The 18261-nt window shown below is 67.0% G+C and carries 11 protein-coding genes and 1 riboswitch; of the genes, 6 read left to right on the top strand and 5 right to left on the bottom strand.

What is annotated here, in order from left to right; genetic code table 11:
• Positions 1–9: 9 nt before the first annotated feature.
• From QP609_RS20505 to QP609_RS20495, 3 genes are read right to left on the bottom strand one after another with little or no spacing between them, the layout of a single operon-like run.
• Positions 10–1257 (bottom strand): heat-shock protein, encoded by a 1248-nt coding sequence (locus QP609_RS20505; RefSeq protein WP_197621549.1) that lies wholly within the window; start codon positions 1255–1257, stop codon positions 10–12.
• A complete protein-coding gene (locus QP609_RS20500) occupies positions 1254–2708 on the bottom strand; it encodes a heat-shock protein (protein WP_234413115.1) in 1455 nt (484 codons plus the stop codon). The genes QP609_RS20505 and QP609_RS20500 overlap by 4 nt, the downstream gene beginning before the upstream one ends.
• Positions 2705–4393 (bottom strand): molecular chaperone HscC, encoded by a 1689-nt coding sequence (locus tag QP609_RS20495; RefSeq protein ID WP_197621548.1) that lies wholly within the window; start codon positions 4391–4393, stop codon positions 2705–2707. The genes QP609_RS20500 and QP609_RS20495 overlap by 4 nt, the downstream gene beginning before the upstream one ends.
• A gap of 126 nt (positions 4394–4519) precedes the next feature.
• On the opposite strand from QP609_RS20495, the gene QP609_RS20490 reads away from it, so the two are divergent.
• The 4 genes from QP609_RS20490 to QP609_RS20475 all read left to right on the top strand — a co-directional run bounded on the left by QP609_RS20490 (position 4520) and on the right by QP609_RS20475 (position 11855).
• Positions 4520–6667 carry a S46 family peptidase gene (locus QP609_RS20490; protein WP_049442105.1) on the top strand — a complete coding sequence of 716 codons (2148 nt, stop codon included), beginning with the start codon at positions 4520–4522 and terminating at the stop codon, positions 6665–6667.
• A gap of 233 nt (positions 6668–6900) precedes the next feature.
• A complete protein-coding gene (locus QP609_RS20485) occupies positions 6901–10359 on the top strand; it encodes a PAS domain-containing hybrid sensor histidine kinase/response regulator (RefSeq protein ID WP_014648893.1) in 3459 nt (1152 codons plus the stop codon).
• Between the two features lie 140 nt (positions 10360–10499).
• Positions 10500–10589, top strand: a riboswitch (yybP-ykoY riboswitch).
• A gap of 88 nt (positions 10590–10677) precedes the next feature.
• Positions 10678–11253, top strand: coding sequence for a manganese efflux pump MntP family protein (locus tag QP609_RS20480; RefSeq protein ID WP_010482394.1), 576 nt, complete (start codon positions 10678–10680; stop codon positions 11251–11253).
• A gap of 146 nt (positions 11254–11399) precedes the next feature.
• Complete coding sequence (locus tag QP609_RS20475) at positions 11400–11855, top strand: transposase (protein ID WP_197621847.1); 456 nt, start codon at positions 11400–11402, stop codon at positions 11853–11855.
• Positions 11856–11957: 102 nt separating this feature from the next.
• Here QP609_RS20475 and QP609_RS20470 read toward each other — a convergent pair whose 3' ends face one another.
• Together QP609_RS20470 and acs are read right to left on the bottom strand one after the other, a co-directional pair.
• Positions 11958–12623, bottom strand: coding sequence for a response regulator transcription factor (locus QP609_RS20470; protein ID WP_006477308.1), 666 nt, complete (start codon positions 12621–12623; stop codon positions 11958–11960).
• A 110-nt stretch (positions 12624–12733) separates the two neighbouring features.
• Positions 12734–14677, bottom strand: a complete 1944-nt coding sequence (acs, locus tag QP609_RS20465) for an acetate--CoA ligase (protein ID WP_197621846.1) — start codon at positions 14675–14677, stop codon at positions 12734–12736.
• A 245-nt stretch (positions 14678–14922) separates the two neighbouring features.
• Here acs and QP609_RS20460 point away from each other — a divergent pair, with 245 nt between their 5' ends.
• Positions 14923–16350: a DcaP family trimeric outer membrane transporter gene (locus QP609_RS20460; protein ID WP_032957835.1), complete on the top strand. Its 1428-nt coding sequence runs from the start codon at positions 14923–14925 to the stop codon at positions 16348–16350.
• A gap of 193 nt (positions 16351–16543) precedes the next feature.
• Positions 16544–18208, top strand: coding sequence for an MFS transporter (locus QP609_RS20455; protein WP_014648890.1), 1665 nt, complete (start codon positions 16544–16546; stop codon positions 18206–18208).
• The last annotated feature ends 53 nt before the right edge of the window (positions 18209–18261 follow it).

Below are 18261 nucleotides of genomic sequence, written 5' to 3'. Positions count from 1 at the left end.
CGCTGCCCCTCAACCACCCTCTGTGTCGGGATCGGTCTGGCTGACAACGGCGAAGGAGGGGGCTGGCCTGCGCGGACGAGGCCCGTGCGTGAGCATGCCGTGCCCATCAAGCGCCGACGGTGGCTCGACGGGCGCTGGCGCGGACGCCGTCCGCGATGGGGTGCCTCCAACGAAAGGCGTCAGCATGAGGACGCCAGACACGATGACCACCGAGGCATGGATTGCCACGTGTTTCATGCTGGACGTGCTGATCGCGATAGGGCGAGCGGCATCACCGAGCAATGCCAGCGCCGCCAGAACGGCCAGCACGACGAGAGCGCCCAGCAGGCAGCGGACAATGGCCACCTGCATCTTCATGAGATTGAAGTGCCCGGGTTGGGATACCGCCATCCAGAAGGCGACCTGATCCGTGTCCAGTGGCGCCAGCGTGTCACGGACACCATGCACTCCCAGACGCTGCATCGTTTGCCGCATGATGCCAGCACGCCCGGGCACGCTGGCCGACAGCAGCGATTGCAACCAGTGCCACGGTCGGGTCAAGCGTTCCATGCGGGCATGGGCCTCGGTAGCGGACACCCGGTCATGCGGTCGGTCCAGGGCTGCGGTGAGGGCCGTGTGGTTGCGCGGCTGCAGCTGCCAGCGGCGATGCAGCAGGTTGCGCCGTGCGCGGACCCGGTAGGGATCGATATCAGCCCGGATCTCATCCCAGCAGAAGTATCGACCGAGCAGATCGAAGTTGGACTCGCACAGCGGCTGGCCCTGGTGCAGCAGCTGCTGCAGTACCACGTCACCGATACGCGGCCTGTCGGCCAATGACCACAGCTCCGGGCGATGGGCCAGCCAGTGCTCGAAGCTGGCCGGGTCGGCGTCGCCGGCGGTGTTGATCAGCAGGCGCGCAAACCGGGGCAGGTTCAATGATGGCTCCACCACATCGTCCGGCATGTCGGTGTCGGGCGTGCATGGATGATGCAGCACCGGCATGTGGTCCATCGGCGAATGGCTGTCGTACGGCGCCGGTGGGCCGGGTGGGCTGTTGTCTGCAGGTGGCGTCGACAGCGCTTCTGCACTGCTTTCCTCCTGCCATTGCGTGCGGCTGCGTGCCCACAGCAGGGCCTGCTGGTAAGCCTCGTGCAGCGCCTGGAATGCCACCGGGTCTTCGTCCGGGCGTGCCGCGCGCAGTCTCTGCGCGTAGGCGCGCTTGATCGCCTTTTCGTCGGCGCTGGCGTCGAGCCCGAGAGCGTCCAGTGCCCGGTTCACACGGTGTTTCCAGAAGCAGGTGGAGGCAGGTCGATCGACAGGCGACGGCACCTGTCACGCAGGAACCAAGTGGTCCATAGCAGCAGGACCAGGGCGCAGCCCACTTCGGGGACGAACATGCCGATGCCCGGTCCAATCAGGTTGCGCGGCCGGAATCCCCGGCCATCCTCGCGCCGGATCCAGCGTGCCGTCGCCAGAGCAAGGCCAGGGAACAGCAGCAGCGTACCTTCCAGCCGCAGATCCAGGCCATGGACCAGGATCAGGCTGGCGAGGGCGATCAGCGGCGCTGGCAACGCCAGTAGCCATCCCCAGCGCGAAGGGGGCAGATCCAGCGTCAGCTGGCGCAGCGCCCAACGGACATGGACCCACAGAGCGCCGGCCAGGGCGAGCAGGACCCCGAGCAGCACGCCGCCTATGCCGAGCGCGGCGGCGGTGCGCAGGTCACGCTGGGCAAGACTCATGAGAGTCGAGCCACCGGCAATCGCGAGCGTCAGGGCAGCCAACAGGCCGCCCCGCAGCGCATTGACCTGGCAACGCCAGCGGTTGGGACGGGAAACGTCGGCAAGGCTGCGCCAGAACTGCACCTGCTGCCGATCCCAGGCGGCGGGCAATGGCTCCTGGCCGCCGCGTTCCAGCGCATCCAGCAGCGCGTTGACCTCAATGATGTGCTCGGGCAGCTGCGCCTGCCAGAGGGATCGTCGCGCGTGCCATGGCTGCGACAGGTAGCGCAGGCAACGCGCAAGGGTGACCCTCCCCAGCCGCAGGCTGCCCTCCTCCTCCAGCAGCGCCGACAGCTCCGCCGCATTGCCGGATTCGGCAGCCCAGCGCCGATGACCGCGCGACTGGATCGATGCCAGCCTGTCCGGATCCACGCCATCGTGTACATCATCCCAGCCAAAGCAGCGTGCCAGCAGACCCATGTTGGCTGCGCTGACGCTGTTGTGACTGCGTGCCAGTTCATCCAGCAGCGCGTCGCCCACCAATGGCTTGTAGCGCAGCGACCACAGCACCGGCGTGGCCTCCAGCCAGGGGCCGAAGTCTTCAGGGGAAGACAGATGGGCCATGCGCAGGATCGTGTGCGCATGGCCCGATACGTGGACCGCTCCCTCCAGTTCCGCCACTGGTGCCGTGCGCAGCAGCACAGGCGTGCCGCGAGGTGGCCATGGAGGCGAGTACGAACGCGTTTCGGGCGGCGCCCATGCCACGTCTGCGTCGGGCGGCCAGGGTGCGATGTCGGTTGCATGCTCCGCCGGTTCGTCTTCGTCCGCGATATCGGCCAGCGCTTCCTGGCGGACCCAGTCCAATGCCGCCTGATAGGCCTCATGCAGGTGCTGGAAGGCGACCGGATCCTCGTCGGGTCGAGTCACCCGCAGGCGCTTTGCATAGGCGCGCTTGACCGCGCGCTCGTCAGCCGTTTGGTCCAGCTCCAGGACGTGCAGTGCCCAGCTCATGCATCGCGCTCGAGGGCGTCGAGTGCCTCGTCCAGCTGACGGCGATGACGCTCGACGGCAACGGCATCCTGGCTCTCCAGCACATGGCGGAAGCTGCTCAGCCACGACTGCAACTGTTCACGGTGATGGATGCGTTCCTCGTACAGGCGCTCGGTGCGGGCGATCACCGCGAGGTTGGGCTGGGCGTCACGCGGGTGGATCTTCAGCGCTTCCAGCGCGCGCAGGCGCTGCTGGATCTCTTCGGGTGACAGCAGCCCGGGATTCTGTTCCAGGATGAGCTCGTGGCGCCTGCCGGTGGCATCCTCGGTGACTTCGACCTGCAGCAGCCCGTTCACGTCGTAGGTGAAGCGGGCGGTGACGCTGCGTTCCTGCATCGGGACAGAATGGGTCAGCGGCACGGTCAGCTCACCGAGCTTGATGTTGCGATCCACCGTCGGGCTCTCGCCCTGGAACACGTCGATGCGGATGGCACTTTGCCGCTCGTGCAGCGGGTAGAAGCGATCTTCGCGGCTGACCGGCACCACGCTGTTGCGCTGGATGATCGGGTGGAAATAGCCGCTGCGCTCGCCACCGGCAGCATCCTGGCGGGAGACCTGCGTGCCAAGCGTGTAGGGGCAGACATCGGTCAGCACGACTTCGCGCAGCGATTCGTCGCGCGCCTTCAATCCCGCTGCAACGGCGGCACCCAAGGCAATCGCCTGGTCCGGATGGACATGGCGCAGCGGCAGCCGGCCGAACATGCGGGTCGCAAGCCTGCTGACCATCGGCATGCGTACCGCACCGCCGACCAGGATGATGTCGTCCAGGGCCTCGGGCTTGAGCCGGGCGTCGCGGATCGCGCGCTCGATGGGCGCGCGCATGCGCAGCAGCAGTGGCTCGCAGAGCTGGGCGTAGCGAGCTTCATCCAGCTGCCACTGGCGTTCGCTGCCGGCCAGGGACAACTGCAGGCTGGCAGTGCCGCTCTGGCTGAGTTCGCGCTTGAACAGTTCCAGCCGACGCAGCAGCTGCGCCTGCTCGGCAGCGGACAGGTCGCTGGCGGACGTGCCCTGGTCGGCGTGGAAGGCCTGCACGAGTACCTGCAGGAAATCCTCGCCGCCCAGGAAATTGTCGCCGGCGCTGGCATGCACTTCGACCACGCCATCGAACAGTTCCAGGATGGAGACGTCGAAGGTGCCGCCGCCCAGGTCCAGCACCAGCACGCGGCCTTCGCCGTCACGCTCCTGCAGACCATAGGCCAGCGCAGCGGCCGTGGGTTCATTGATCAGGCGCTCGACGCGGATGCCGGCCAGTTCGCCGGCGGCCCGGGTGGCCTTGCGCTGGGCGTCGGAGAAGTAGGCCGGCACGCTGATCACCGCTTCCTCCACCTTGTGGCCCAGGGCGGCTTCGGCGTCGGCCAGCAGCGAGCGCAGCACCATGGCCGAGAGCTCCTCGGGACGGAAACTGCGCTCACCCAGCCGGGTCTCACGGTCGCTGCCCATCCAGCGCTTGAAATGGGCCACGGTCTGCTGCGGATGGCTGACCAGGCGGTCACGGGCCGGCTGGCCGACCAGTACGGCACCATCGACGAGGCTGACCACCGAAGGGGTCAACAGCTCGCCATGGGCATTGGGGAACAGCTGCGGCCCTGCTGCCGTGTGCCTGCCGATGAGGGAATGGGTGGTGCCAAGATCGATGCCGACGATCATCTGCGAACGTCCGATGTGCAGAAAACGGCAATTCTAGGAGCGCGGCGCAGGCCTGACTATCGGGCGTTGCCCGACAGCGCCCCACGGGCTATGGTCCCGGGCTGTTCTGTCGTACCGGATTGCCTCATGTCACCACGCAAAGCCCTCCCCACCGCCCTGGCCCTGGGCCTGACCCTCGCCACCGGCGCCCACGCCGATGAAGGCATGTGGATGCCGACGCAGCTGCCGGACCTGGCCCAACCGCTGCAGGCCGCTGGCTTCAAGGGCAATCCGGCCGACCTGGCCAACGTCACCGCGCCGCCGCTGAGCGCCGTGGTGCGCGCCGGTGGTGGCACCGGTTCGTTCGTGTCCGCCGACGGCCTGCTGCTGACCAACCACCACGTGGCGATGGGCGTGATCCAGTACAACAGCTCGCCCGAGCACGACCTGATCGCTGGTGGCTTCATCGCCAGGGACCGTGCCGACGAGCGCCCGGCCAACCCGGACTTCCGCGTGCTGGTCACCGTCGGCTTCGACAAGGTGACCGACCAGGTGCTGGCGCAGGCCCGTGGCAAGACCGGCCGTGCCTACTTCGATGCCGTGGATGCAGCCAGCAAGCAGATCGTGGCCGAGTGCGAGAAGGACGGCAGCGTGCGCTGCTCGGTGGCCAACATGTACTACGGCACCGATTTCTACCGCATTGCCCAGCTGGAACTGAGCGACGTGCGCCTGGTGTATGCGCCGCCGCGTGCGATCGGCAACTACGGCGATGAGATCGACAACTTCATGTGGCCCCGCCACACCGGCGACTTCACCCTGCTGCGCGCCTACGTGGGCAAGGACGGCAAGCCGGCCGCCTACAGCAAGGACAACGTGCCCTACCAGGCGCCGGCACACCTGCAGATGTCGGTGGAAGGCCCGAAGGAAGGCGATTACGCGATGCTGGCCGGTTACCCGGGCATCACCTACCGCCACCGCACCGCGGCCGAATTCGCCGGCCAGATCGATACCGTGCTGCCGCGCCGCGTATCGGTGTTCCAGCAGATGATCGACACCATCGAGGCCGCCAGCGCCAAGGACGCGCAGGCGCGTACCCGCTACGCCTCGCAGCTGCAGTCGCTGAAGAACAACCGCAAGCGCGCCGCCGGCGAACTGGAAGGCCTGCTGCGCAGCGATGCGAAGGCCCAGCGTGCCGCCGACGAGACGGCCATGCTGGCTGCCACCGACCGCAGGTACCAGGGTGACATCAAGGCGCTGCTGGCCAACCTGTCGCAGGGTGCGGCGGTGGGCGAGCGTGACCTGCTGCTGGAGCAGATGGCCGCGCAGAGCCAGCTGCTGCGCTCGGCGCTGCTGCTGGAGCGCCTGCGCATCGAATCGGCCAAGCCGGACGCGCAGCGCGAGAGCGGCTACCAGCAGCGCGACCAGGCGATGATCGAAGGGGTGCTCAAGCAGGTCCAGCGCCGTTACGCGCCGGAGGTCGAGAAGGCCCTGCTGACCACCCTGCTGACCCGCTACCAGCAGCTGCCGGACGCGCAGCGCGTGGCCGAGTTCGACGCGGCCTTTGGTCGTACCCCACAGCAGCTGGCCAAGGCGCTGGACACCCTGTATGCCGGTACCCAGCTGGGTGAGGAAGCGCAGCGCCTGTCGCGCTTTGCCGCCGCACGCGAAGGCAAGGCACTGGCCGCCGATCCGCTGATCAGCGTGGCCGGTCCGCTGGTGGCCGCGCAGCTGCGCATCGAGAACGAGAGCAAGACCCGCGAAGGCGAGCAGCTGCGCCTGCGCCCGGCGTACATGCAGGCGCTGTTCGCCTGGCGTGCCAGGCAGGGCCGCGCGGTGTATCCGGATGCCAACCGCACCCTGCGCATCAGCTACGGCAAGGTCGAGGCGCTGCACCCGCGCGATGGCGTGACCTACTCGCCGGTGACCACCGTGGCCGGCATCGTCGAGAAGAACACCAACGCCTACCCGTTCGATGCACCCAAGCCGTTGCTGGCAGCGATCGCCAAGGGTGACTTCGGCAGCACCGCCGATCCGGCACTGAAGACCCAGACGGTCAACTTCCTGACCAACCTGGACACCACGGGCGGCAACTCCGGCTCGCCGGTGCTCAACGCCAGGGGCGAACTGATCGGCCTGAACTTCGACAGCAACTGGGAGTCGGTCAGCGCCAGCTGGTGGTTCGACCCGCGCTACAAGCGCGCCGTGCACGTGGACATGCGCTACCTGCGCTGGCTGCTGGCCAAGGTCTACCCGGCGCCCGAGCTGCTGAAGGAAATGGGCGTGCCGGCCCAATAGCGCCGGTACCTGGCAGGCGCCCACCGCTTCCTGGTGGGTGCCCATTGATTCCCGGTAGGTGCCCACTGTTAGTGGGCACGGATGTCCCCGTCACGACCAACGGTCGTGACCCACCAGACGGATCAACGATCGTGACCCACCAGACGGACCAATGGTCGTGACCCACCGCCATGACCTACCCGCACGACCAGCGGTCGTGATCTACTGACCCCTGTCCTGACGGAAACGCACGCGTGGTCTCCAGCTGGATCCTGCTGCTGGTCTCGGTTGCCTATGCCGCGCTGCTGTTCGGCGTGGCGTGGTGGGGCGACCGTCGGCCGATGTACCCCGACCGGCCGTGGCTGCGGCCGGTGGTCTACAGCCTGGCACTGGCCGTGTACTGCTCGTCGTGGACCTTCTACGGCGCGGTCGGCACCGCCGTGCGCAACGGCGTGGGCTACCTGCCCATCTACATCGGCCCACTGCTGCTGCTGCTGTTCGGCTGGCGCATCATCGAGCGCCTGGCGCTGATCGCGCGCAGCCAGAACGTGGTCTCCATCGCCGATTTCATCTCCTCGCGCTTCGGTCGCTCGCGGCGGCTGGCGGCGCTGGTGGCGATCATCGCGCTGATCGGCATCATTCCGTACCTGGCGCTGCAGTACAAAGCGGTGGCGATGAGCCTGCAGGTGCTGACCGGCAACACCGGCCCGACCGGCTTCTTCACCGATCCCGCGCTGTACGTGGCGCTGCTGATGGCGCTGTTCGCCACCCTGTTCGGTACCCGCCAGGTCGATGCCACCGAACACCACCACGGCATGATGCTGGCCATCGCCTTCGAATCGGTGATCAAGCTGCTGGCGATGCTGGCCGTGGGCGTGTTCGCCTACCTGTGGCTGAGCAACCGCACCGACGCGGTGGTCGAGTCGGTGCATACGCTGTTCACCGGCCTGCCGCCGGTGGGCTTCATCTCGCAGACGCTGCTCAGTTTCCTGGCCATCATCTGCCTGCCGCGCCAGTTCCACGTGGCCGTGGTCGAGTGCGGCGATGTGCGCGACGTGCGCCGCGCGCGCTGGATGTTCGGCGGCTACCTGGTGCTGATCTCGGGCATGGTGCTGCCGATCGCCACCGCCGGCGTGACCCTGTTCGGCACCGGCGGCAGCGTCGCCGACGACTCGATGGTGCTGGCCCTGCCGCTGGCCGAGGGCCGCAACGCGCTGGCGCTGATCGCCTACGTGGGCGGCTTTTCGGCGGCCACCGGCATGGTCATCGTGTCGTCCATCGCGCTGGCTACCATGGTCAGCAACGACCTGGTGATGCCGGTGCTGCTGCGTCGGAGCGGTGACCACCAGGAGGCCGCCGACGTCGCCTCGCGCGTGCTGTGGATCCGCCGCCTGGCGATCCTGCTGCTGGCGTTGATGGCCTACAGCTACTACCGCACCAGCAGCAACGACAGCACCCTGGCCTCGTACGGCCTGATGGCGTTCGCAGCGGTGGCGCAGTTCGCGCCCGGCCTGATCGGCGGCCTGTACTGGCGCGGTGCCAGCCGGCGTGGCGTCGAGGTGGGCATGCTGCTCGGCTTCGCCACCTGGCTGTACACCCTGCTGTTGCCGGCGATGACCATGGCCGGCTGGGTCGATGCCGCCTGGGTGCAGCACGGCCCGTTCGGCATTGAGTGGCTGCGCCCGCAGCAGCTGTTCGGCATGACCGGCTGGGATCCGCTGACCCATGGCACGTTCTGGTCGCTGCTGGTCAATGCGGCGACGATGATGCTGGTGTCCGCACGCTGGCGACCCGGCGTCGACGAGCGCCTGCGCGCTGCCCCCTTCCTCGACCCGTATGCCGAACGCCCGTCGGTGGCCGGCGGCTGGCCCGGCCACGTGCACGTGGGCGACCTGCTGGCACTGGCCTCGCGCGTGGTCGGCGAGCGCCACGCGCGGCGTTCGTTCTTCGAGCAGGCGCAGTCGCTGGGCCGCGAGCTGCAATCCTCGGCGCCTGCGGACCGGCCGTGGGTACAGTTCACCGAGCGTCTGTTGGCGGCCTCGATCGGCGCGGCATCGGCGCGCCTGCTGCTGACCAGCCTGCTGCGTGGCTCGGGCATGGACCTGGGCGAAGTGGTGGCGGTGCTGGACGAAGCGGGGCAGGAGCTGCGCTTCAACCGCGAGATCCTGTCGACCACGCTGGAGAACATCAGCGCCGGGGTCAGCGTGGTTGATCCGGACATGCGCCTGACCGCATGGAACCGCCGCTACCAGGACATGTTCGGCTACCCCGACGGCATGCTCTACGTGGGCCGCCCGGTGGCCGACCTGATCCGCTACAACGCCGAGCGCGGCGAGCTGGGCGAGGGCGATATCGAAGTGCAGATCAACCGCCGCATCGGCTACATGCGCGCCGGCTCACCGCACGTGTTCGAGCGCACCCGCAGCGACGGCAAGGTGATCGAGATGCGCGGCCAGGCGCTGCCCGGCGGCGGTTACGTGACCAGCTACAACGACATCACCGACTACAAGCACGCGGAAAAAGCACTGCTGGAGGCCAACGAGACGCTGGAACAGCGCGTGGCCGAGCGCTCGCACGAGGCCGAGGTCGCGCAGCAGTCGAAGACCCGCTTCCTGGCGGCGATCAGCCATGACGTGCTGCAGCCGTTGAACGCCGCACGGCTGTTTGCTTCGGCGCTGCGCGACAGCGACCATGTGAGTGACGAGCAGAAGCACCTGGCCGAGCGCGTGGATGCGTCGCTGCGTGCTGCCGAAGAGCTGCTTGATGGCCTGCTGGACGTGTCGCGGCTGGATGCCGGTGGCCTGCACCCGGTGATCGGCGAGTTCGACGTGAGCGCGCTGATGCGCGAACTGGCCGCGCAGTACACGCCGGTCGCCGCCGGCCGTGGCCTGCGCCTGGACCTGTTCACGCGTCCGGCCTGGGTGCGCAGTGATCGCCGCCTGCTGCGCCGCGTGCTGCAGAACTTCCTGGCCAATGCGCTGCGCTACACCCGCCAGGGCCGCATCGTGCTGGCGGTGCGCCAGCGTGGCAACGAAGTGGAGCTGCAGGTATGGGATACCGGCCCGGGCATTCCCGAGCACCACATGCGGCAGATCTTCGACGAGTTCCACCGCTACCAGCAGCCGTTCGATTGGGGCGAACAGGGGTTGGGCCTGGGCCTGTCGATCTGCCAGCGCATCTCGCGCCTGCTTGACCATCGCCTCAATGCGCGCAGCCGGGTTGGCAAGGGCTCGATGTTCTCGATCATCCTGCCGCGGGTGGCGCCGCTGCCGGGCTATACCGAACTGGCCGCGCCGGTACAGGCCGCAGCCGCGCCGCTGCGCAGCGATTCGCTGGCCGGCCTGCGCGTGCTGTGCGTAGACAACGACGAAGAGATCCTCGACGGCATGCGCGCGCTGCTCGGTCGCTGGCAGGTGCAGGTGATTACGGCATCGACGGTGGATCAGGCGCTGGAGAAAGTGGCCGAGCGGCCGCAGGTGATGCTGGTGGACTACCACCTGCACGACCGCATGGACGGCCTGGATGCGCTGGTGGCGCTGCGTGAAGCCGCCGGTTACCCGCTGCCGGGTGCGTTGTTGACCGCCGATGGCCGCGACGAACTGAAGCGGATGGCACGCGAACGCGGCTACCGCGTGCTGACCAAGCCGATCAAGCCGGCCTCGCTGCGCGCCTTCCTGGGCGCGCTGCGCGATGCCGGCAATAGCGATGCCTGATCGGCAATTGTAGAGCCGAGCCCGTGCTCGGCTCCCGAACGCATGGCGGCGCCGATATAGCCATCGCTATACAAACCAGCCCTGCCTGCGCGTTTCGCTGGAAATGCGCCACGTGCGGATCGCGATGCTAAGCTTCGCGTCCCCTTGGGGAGTAGCCGGATTCCTTCGCAGGAATCGTCCACGTCAACATACTCGGCCAGTGCGCCGTGGCGTGGACAACCATGATGGTTGGCGAGACCAGCGGCCCGCGCGCGCAACGTCAGGTTGGGCGCGAGCGCAGGCCGTGCGTCCGTCCCAGCCCGACCTCAGCCACCGCCCATGTCCCCCATTTCGATCCTCCTGATCGGCTTTGCCATGTCCACCGATGCCTTCGCCGCTGCAATCGGCAAGGGTGCGGCCATGCGCAAGCCGGTGTTCCGCGATGCATTGCGTGCCGGCATCATCTTCGGCGTCATCGAGGCGATCACGCCCATCATCGGCTGGCTGCTCGGTCGGGCTGCCCTGCAATACGTCGAAGCCTTCGACCACTGGATCGCCTTCGGCCTGCTCGGCGCACTGGGCATCCACATGATCTACAACGGCCTGCGCCCGGACAGTGCCGAGGAAGACGAAGACCCCTCGCAGCACCACGGCTTCTGGAAGCTGGCGCTGACCGGTTTCGCCACCAGCATCGACGCGATGGCGGTGGGCATCGGCCTGGCCTTCATGGACGTGCATATCGGCGTGATGGCCGCGGTCATCGGCCTGTGCACGCTGACCATGGTCACCGTCGGCATCATGCTCGGCCGCGTGCTGGGCAGCATGGTCGGCAAGCGTGCGGAGATCATCGGTGGCGTGATCCTGGTGATCATCGGCGCAACGATCCTGTACGAACACCTGCACGGCGTGGGGTAACGCCCGCCCCTGTAGAGCCGAGCCCATGCTCGGCTGCTTCACATGGCAGCCGAGCGTGGGCTCGGCTCTACATTGGAGCATTCGCCGACATGCAGCACGGCATTTCGCTGATGGAGAGGCTGTCATGCGTGCCATAGCCTCTTCGCATGGCCAGTCCCGCACTCCGCTTTGGTCGCTGGTCGCAGACCGGCAATGTCTACGCGATCACGGCTGTGACACGCGCACGCCGTCCCTGGTTCGACGACAAGGCCAATGTCGATCTGCTGATCGAAGCGCTGCGCACCGTAGAGCGGACGGGGCGGACCTCCTCCCTCGCCTGGGTGATCATGCCGGATCACCTGCATTGGTTGGTCGAGTTGCGTACCGGAACGCTGGCCGGCTGCATGCAGATCCTGAAGTCCCGGAGTGGAAGATCCATCGCCAGGCGCGTTGATGCGAACGCACCGATCTGGCAGGCGGGGTTCTACGATCATGCGCTGCGCAGCGATGAGTGCCTGCGCACGCAGGCGATGTACATTGCAGCCAATCCAGTGCGTGCTGGGCTGGCCACGCGCATCGGGGAATACCCCTATGTATGGAGTCGATGGGGGCTTTGGGGGTGATCGATATTGAGGCCAAGAGCAGCCGAGCATGGGCTCGGCTCTACAGGGGCATCATGAAGGCTGCGGAGCCGAGCACATGCTCGGCTCCGCAGTCCGTTACGATCAATCTTCTTCCGGCGGCAGCACGATGGCGTCGTCGTCGATGGCCAGCTTGCCGGCCATCAGCACGGCCTGGGTGCGGTTGGTCACGCCCAGCTTGCGCAGGATGGCGGTGACGTGGGCCTTGATCGTCGCTTCGGAGACGTTGAGGTCGTAGGCGATCTGCTTGTTCAAGCGGCCGGCGCCCAGCATCTGCAGCACGCGGAACTGCTGCGGGGTCAGCTCGCGCAGGCGCTGGCCGACTTCGCGTTCTTCGCTGCCGGTGGGTGGCACGTTGTGCGCTTCCGGCGGTGCCCAGGTCTCGCCATCGAGGATGGTGCCCAGTGCGTGGCCGATGGTGTCCGAGTCGGCCGACTTCGGAATGAAGCCCAGCGCGCCGTGGTCGAGGGCACGGCGCATCACCGTGGCTTCTTCGCGCGCGGACACCACCACCACCGGCAGGTGCGGATGCAGCGAGCGCATGTGCACCAGCGCGTTGAAACCCTGCGCACCGGGCATGTTGAGATCCATCAGGACCAGGTCGGCGTCATTGTGCTGGTCGGCCAGTGCATACAGCGCTTCCACGCTGTCGGCCTCGAACAGCTGCACGCCGGGGATGACCCGCTGCACGGCCCCGCGCAGGGCCTCGCGGAACAGCGGGTGGTCATCGGCAATCAGGAGGGTGGTCATGGTCGGGGGGAACCGTGGGGGGAAACTGCATGGGGCCAGATCCTCCGGGGTCAGAGCCCGTTCCTGGCGGAACGGGATCCGACCCCGGGGATCCGACCCCGGGTCGTACGTCAGCGCACCTTGCGCTCGTCCACCAGCGACGCCACCACCGACGGATCGGCCAGGGTCGAGGTGTCGCCAAGCTGGTCCGGCGCGTTCTCGGCAATCTTGCGCAGGATGCGGCGCATGATCTTGCCCGAGCGGGTCTTCGGCAGGCCCGGCGCCCACTGCAGGTGGTCCGGCGTGGCGATCGGGCCGATTTCCTTGCGCACCCAGGCAACCAGTTCCTTGTGCAACTCGTCGCTCGGTGCCTCTTCGGCCACCAGGGTGACGTAGGCGTAGATGCCCTGGCCCTTCACGTCATGCGGGAAGCCGACCACGGCCGCTTCGGCCACCTTCGGGTGCGAGACCAGCGCGCTTTCCACTTCGGCGGTGCCGATGCGGTGGCCGGACACGTTGATCACATCGTCAACGCGGCCGGTGATCCAGTAGTAGCCGTCCTCGTCGCGGCGGCAACCGTCGCCGGTGAAGTAGCTGCCCGGGTAGGTGCGGAAATAGGTATCGATGAAGCGCTGGTGGTCGCCGTACACCGTGCGCATCTGGCCCGGCCAGGAATCACGGATGATCAGGTTGCCCTCGGTCGGGCCGTCCTGGATCTCGCCATCGGCATTGACCAGCGCCGGCTGCACGCCGAAGAAGGGCAGGGTGGCCGAACCGGGCTTGAGGTCCATCGCGCCGGCCAGCGGCGAGATCAGGATGCCGCCGGTCTCGGTCTGCCACCAGGTATCGACGATCGGGCAGCGGCTGTCGCCGACCACTTCGTAGTACCAGCGCCAGGCTTCCGGATTGATCGGCTCGCCGACGCTGCCGAGCAGGCGCAGCGACGCGCGCGACGTCTTCTTCACCGGCTCCTCGCCTTCGCGCATCAGCGCGCGGATGGCGGTCGGGGCGGTGTAGAAGATGGTCACCTTGTGCTTGTCGATGACGTTCCAGAAACGCGAGGTGTCCGGGTAGTTCGGCACGCCTTCGAACATCAGCGAGGTCGCGCCGTTGGCCAGCGGCCCGTACACGATGTAGCTGTGGCCGGTGACCCAGCCGACATCGGCGGTGCACCAGTAGACGTCGTCTTCGCGCAGGTCGAACACCGCTTCATGGGTGTAGGCCGCGTACAGCAGGTAACCGCCGGTGGTGTGCAGCACGCCCTTGGGCTTGCCGGTGGAACCGGAGGTGTAGAGGATGAACAGCGGGTCTTCCGCGTTCATGCGTTCCGGTTCGCAGCTGGCCGGCTGGCTGTCCACCACATCGTGGAACCAGCGGTCGCGCGGGGCCTGCATGTCCACCGCGCCGCCGGTGTGGCGCACCACCAGCACGGTTTCAACCGTATTCGTGCCCGGCAGCTTCAGCGCGGCATCAACGTTGGCCTTCAGCGGAATCCTGCGGCCACCGCGCAGGCCCTCGTCGGCGGTGATGATCAGCTTGCTCTGGCAGTCGCTGACGCGGTCGGCGATCGAATTCGGCGCGAAGCCACCGAACACCACCGAGTGGATCGCACCGATGCGCGCACAGGCCAGCATGGCCACCGCGGCGTCGACGATCATCGGCAGGTAGATGGTGACGCGGTCGCCCTTCTTGACGCCGAGGTTGCGCAGCGCGTTGCCGAGGCGGCAGGTGCGCTCGTACAGCTCGCGATAGGTCACGTGCTGGGCCGGTGCATCCGGGCCGTCCGGCTCGAACAGCAGGGCGGTCTTGTCGCCGCGCGTTTCCAGCTGGCGATCCAGGCAGTTCACGCTGGCATTGAGCTCGCCATCTTCGAACCACTTGATGTGGAAGTCGGACAGGTCATAGCTGACGTTCTTGATCTTCGTCGGCTTGCGCATCCATTGCAGGCGCTCGGCGGCCTTGCCCCAGAAACCATCCGGGTCGGTCACCGACGCCTGGTACTGCTGTTCGTACGACGTCTTGTCGATGCGTGCCTTGGCGGCGAACTGCGGATCGACGGGGTAGATATCAGCCATGGCACCCTCACTTGCACGTTGACTTTGTATGTGCGGTCGCAGCATCGCAACGACCGATCCCCCTCAGTTTGCCCCATTCACCCCCGGCCGCGTCACCACCCTGGTTAGACCATGGTCGAAAGTGAGCGCCCAGCAGGGCCGGGTTCGACCAATGGCCAATAGCCGCTGTGCGCGAACGCCCCGCAGTCTCGGCTCGACCGTGCCCCACGCGCGGCATCACCTTGCCACTTGGGAGAGAGGGCAACATGAGCCACCGTACGTTGAAAGCCGTGCGCACACCTTTGGCGGCCTGCCTGTTGGTCGCCCTGGTCGCACCGGGCATGGCGTTCGCAGAGACCGCCAAAGAGAAGGCACTGGAAGCACGCGTTGCCGAACTGGAACGCCAGGTCCAGCTGCTGCTGTCTTCGCAGCAACAACAACAGACCCAGATCAGCCAGACCCAGCAGGCGGTGACCGAAGTGCGCACGGTGCAGGCCGGGCAGAAGCCGGTCGCCTCGGTGCCGGCGGGCAAGCAGCCGATCCAGGTCACCACCATCACTCCGGGCGCCGCGCCCGGCACCACGGTCAAGATCGGTGGCTTCATCAAGGCCGACTTCCTGGCCACCCAGACCAGCGATGGCCAGCTGGCCGACGACGCCACCGGCCGTTCGCTGTACCTGCCGGGCCAGACCCCGGTGGAAGGCGCCGGCGGCAGCGGCAAGCGTTCGGGCACCGACTTCAACGCCCACGCCAAGTTCTCGCGCTTCAACCTGGGCATCGACAACGTGAGCGAATCGGGCAACAAGGCCGGTGCGTTCTTCGAGATGGACTTCTTCGGCAACTCGCTGGGCAACCAGACCGCCACCAATACCTATGGCGTGACCCTGCGCCACGCCTACATGTACTGGAACAACTGGATGGCCGGCCAGACCTGGTCCAACTTCATGGACGCGGCCGCGCTGCCGGAGGCGGTCGACTTCGTCGGCCCCACCGACGGCGTGATCTTCGTGCGCCAGGCCCAGGTGCGCTACACCCAGGGCGGCTTCAGCGTCGCACTGGAAAACCCGGAAACCACCACCCTCACCGGTACCCGCAACCCGGTCACCGGGGCCTGGACCAACGCCAGCGCCAACTCCGACCGTGGCAGCCTGCCCGACCTGACCATGCGTTATGGCTGGAAGGGCGACTGGGGCACCTTTGGTGTCGGTGGCATCGTCCGCCAGTTGAAGGTGGACAACCAGGCCACCGGCGCGAAGGCCGACAAGGTGGCTGGCGGCCTGACCCTGGGCGGCAAGTGGGTGATGGGTGACAGCGATTCGCTGCATTACCAGCTGACCGGTGGCGAAGGCATCGCCCGCTACATCGGCCTGGGCATCACCGCCGACAGCGCCTACGACGTGGCCCGCGACGAGCTCAACCCGACCGGCGTGCTGGCCGGCTACGTGGGCTGGCGGCATGCGTTCTCGCCGAAGCTGCGCACCAACCTGATCTACGCGCGCAGCGACTACGACAACGACAGCATCCTCGGCCCGCTGGTGACCAAGAGCGTGCAGAGCATCCGCGGCAACATCTTCTATTCGCCGCTGCCCAAGGTCGATATCGGCGCCGAGCTGATGTACGGCCGCCGCGAAGTGGAGAACGGCAACAAGGGTGACATCACCCGGTTGCAGTTCACCACGAAGTACAGCTTCTAAGAGCGTGCCGGCCAGCGGCCGGCACCTACCGAGATGGGGTGCCGGCCAAGGTCGGCACCTACCGAGATGGGGTGCCGGCCAAGGTCTGCATCTACCGAGATGGGGTGCCGACCAAGGTTGGCACCTACCGAATTGAGTGCCGGCCAACGGTCGGCACCCACCCACAACGATTGCTTCGGAGGGGAAGCGTCTTATGTCCAGCACTGCACCAGGCCCGCACCATGCGGCGGGCACCCTGACCAAGGGCCACAAGAAAGTCATCTTCGCCTCGAGCCTCGGCACGGTCTTCGAGTGGTATGACTTCTTCCTGTACGGCTCGCTCGCGGCCATCATCGCCAAGCAGTTCTTCAGTGGCGTCAATGAAACCACGGGCATGATCTTCGCCCTGCTGGCGTTCGCTGCCGGCTTCTTCGTGCGTCCGTTCGGCGCGGCCTTCTTCGGCAGCCTCGGCGACCGCATCGGCCGCAAGTACACCTTCCTGGTCACCATCCTGATCATGGGCATCTCGACCTTCCTGGTCGGCGTGCTGCCCAACTACGCCTCGATCGGTTTCGCCGCACCGGTGATCCTGATCATCCTGCGCCTGGCCCAGGGCCTGGCGATGGGCGGCGAGTACGGCGGTGCCGCCACCTACGTGGCCGAGCACGCGCCGGACGACAAGCGCGGCCTGTACACCAGCTTCATCCAGTGCACCGCCACGCTGGGCCTGTTCCTGTCGCTGCTGATCATCCTGGCCTGCCGCATGACGCTGGGCAACGAGGCCTTCGAAGCCTGGGGCTGGCGCATCCCGTTCCTGGTCTCGATCCTGCTGCTGGGCATTTCGGTATGGATCCGCCTGCAGCTGAGCGAATCGCCGCTGTTCCAGCAGATGAAGGCTGAAGGCAAGGGCTCCAAGACCCCGTTCCGCGACAGCCTGAAGGGTGGCAACCTGAAGCTGATGCTGCTGGTCCTGCTCGGTGCGGCGGCTGGCCAGGCGGTGGTCTGGTACGGCGGCCAGTTCTACGCGCTGTTCTTCCTCAGCAGCATGCTGAAGGTCGATGCCACCACCTCCTACCTGCTGATCGCCGCTGCGCTGGCACTGGGCACGCCGTTCTTCATCTTCTTCGGCTGGCTGTCCGACCGCATCGGTCGCAAGAAGATCATCCTGGCCGGCTGCCTGCTGGCGGCCATCACCTACATTCCGATCTTCAAGGGCCTGACCCACTTCGCCAACCCGGCCATCGAAGAAGCCCGCAGCAGCTCGCCGGCCCTGGTCGTGGCCGATCCGGCTACCTGCTCGTTCCAGTTCGATCCGGTCGGCCTGCGCAAGTTCACCAGCTCCTGCGACGTGGCCACCGCCGCGCTGACCAAGGCCGGTGTGCCGTACGACGTGCAGCCCGCCGCCGCCGGTTCGCTGGCGATGGTGAACGTGGGCAGCGCCAGCGTCACCTCGTATGAGGCCGCCGGCCTGACCAAGGAAGAAGGCAAGGCCAAGGCCGATGCGTTCGGTGCGGAACTGAAGACCGCCCTGACCACCGCCGGCTACCCGGCCAAGGCCGATGGCGCCCGCATCAACATCGCCGGCACCATCTTCATGCTGTGGCTGCTGGTGCTGTACGTGACCATGGTCTATGGCCCGATCGCCGCCTACCTGGTCGAACTGTTCCCGACCCGCATCCGCTACACCTCGATGTCGCTGCCGTACCACATCGGCAACGGCTGGTTCGGTGGCTTCCTGCCGGCGATCTCGTTCGCGCTGGTGGCCGGTACCGGCAACCTGTACTACGGCCTGTGGTACCCGATCGCGATCGCACTGATGTCGGTGGTGATCGGCGGCCTGTTCCTGCGCGAGACCAAGAACGTGGATATCACCAAGTAGCCGGTGGGTTCCATGCAGTGAAGGAAAGGCCGCGGTGCAGACCGCGGCCTTTC

Origin of the sequence: Stenotrophomonas sp. 8(2023) (assembly GCF_030345295.1) — a bacterium.
GTDB classification, from domain to species: domain Bacteria; phylum Pseudomonadota; class Gammaproteobacteria; order Xanthomonadales; family Xanthomonadaceae; genus Stenotrophomonas; species Stenotrophomonas muris.
Note: the sequence above shows the minus strand (reverse complement) of the source record. Positions and strands in the feature narration are given on the sequence as shown.

Coding starts and splice junctions, on each gene's coding strand:
- QP609_RS20475 (WP_197621847.1), top strand. CDS start 11,400: ATGGCCAGTCCCGCACTCCGCTTTGGTCGCTGGTCGCAGACCGGCAAT.
- QP609_RS20500 (WP_234413115.1), bottom strand. CDS start 2,708: ATGAGCTGGGCACTGCACGTCCTGGAGCTGGACCAAACGGCTGACGAG.
- QP609_RS20470 (WP_006477308.1), bottom strand. CDS start 12,623: ATGACCACCCTCCTGATTGCCGATGACCACCCGCTGTTCCGCGAGGCC.
- acs (WP_197621846.1), bottom strand. CDS start 14,677: ATGGCTGATATCTACCCCGTCGATCCGCAGTTCGCCGCCAAGGCACGC.
- QP609_RS20455 (WP_014648890.1), top strand. CDS start 16,544: ATGTCCAGCACTGCACCAGGCCCGCACCATGCGGCGGGCACCCTGACC.
- QP609_RS20480 (WP_010482394.1), top strand. CDS start 10,678: ATGTCCCCCATTTCGATCCTCCTGATCGGCTTTGCCATGTCCACCGAT.
- QP609_RS20495 (WP_197621548.1), bottom strand. CDS start 4,393: ATGATCGTCGGCATCGATCTTGGCACCACCCATTCCCTCATCGGCAGG.
- QP609_RS20460 (WP_032957835.1), top strand. CDS start 14,923: ATGAGCCACCGTACGTTGAAAGCCGTGCGCACACCTTTGGCGGCCTGC.
- QP609_RS20490 (WP_049442105.1), top strand. CDS start 4,520: ATGTCACCACGCAAAGCCCTCCCCACCGCCCTGGCCCTGGGCCTGACC.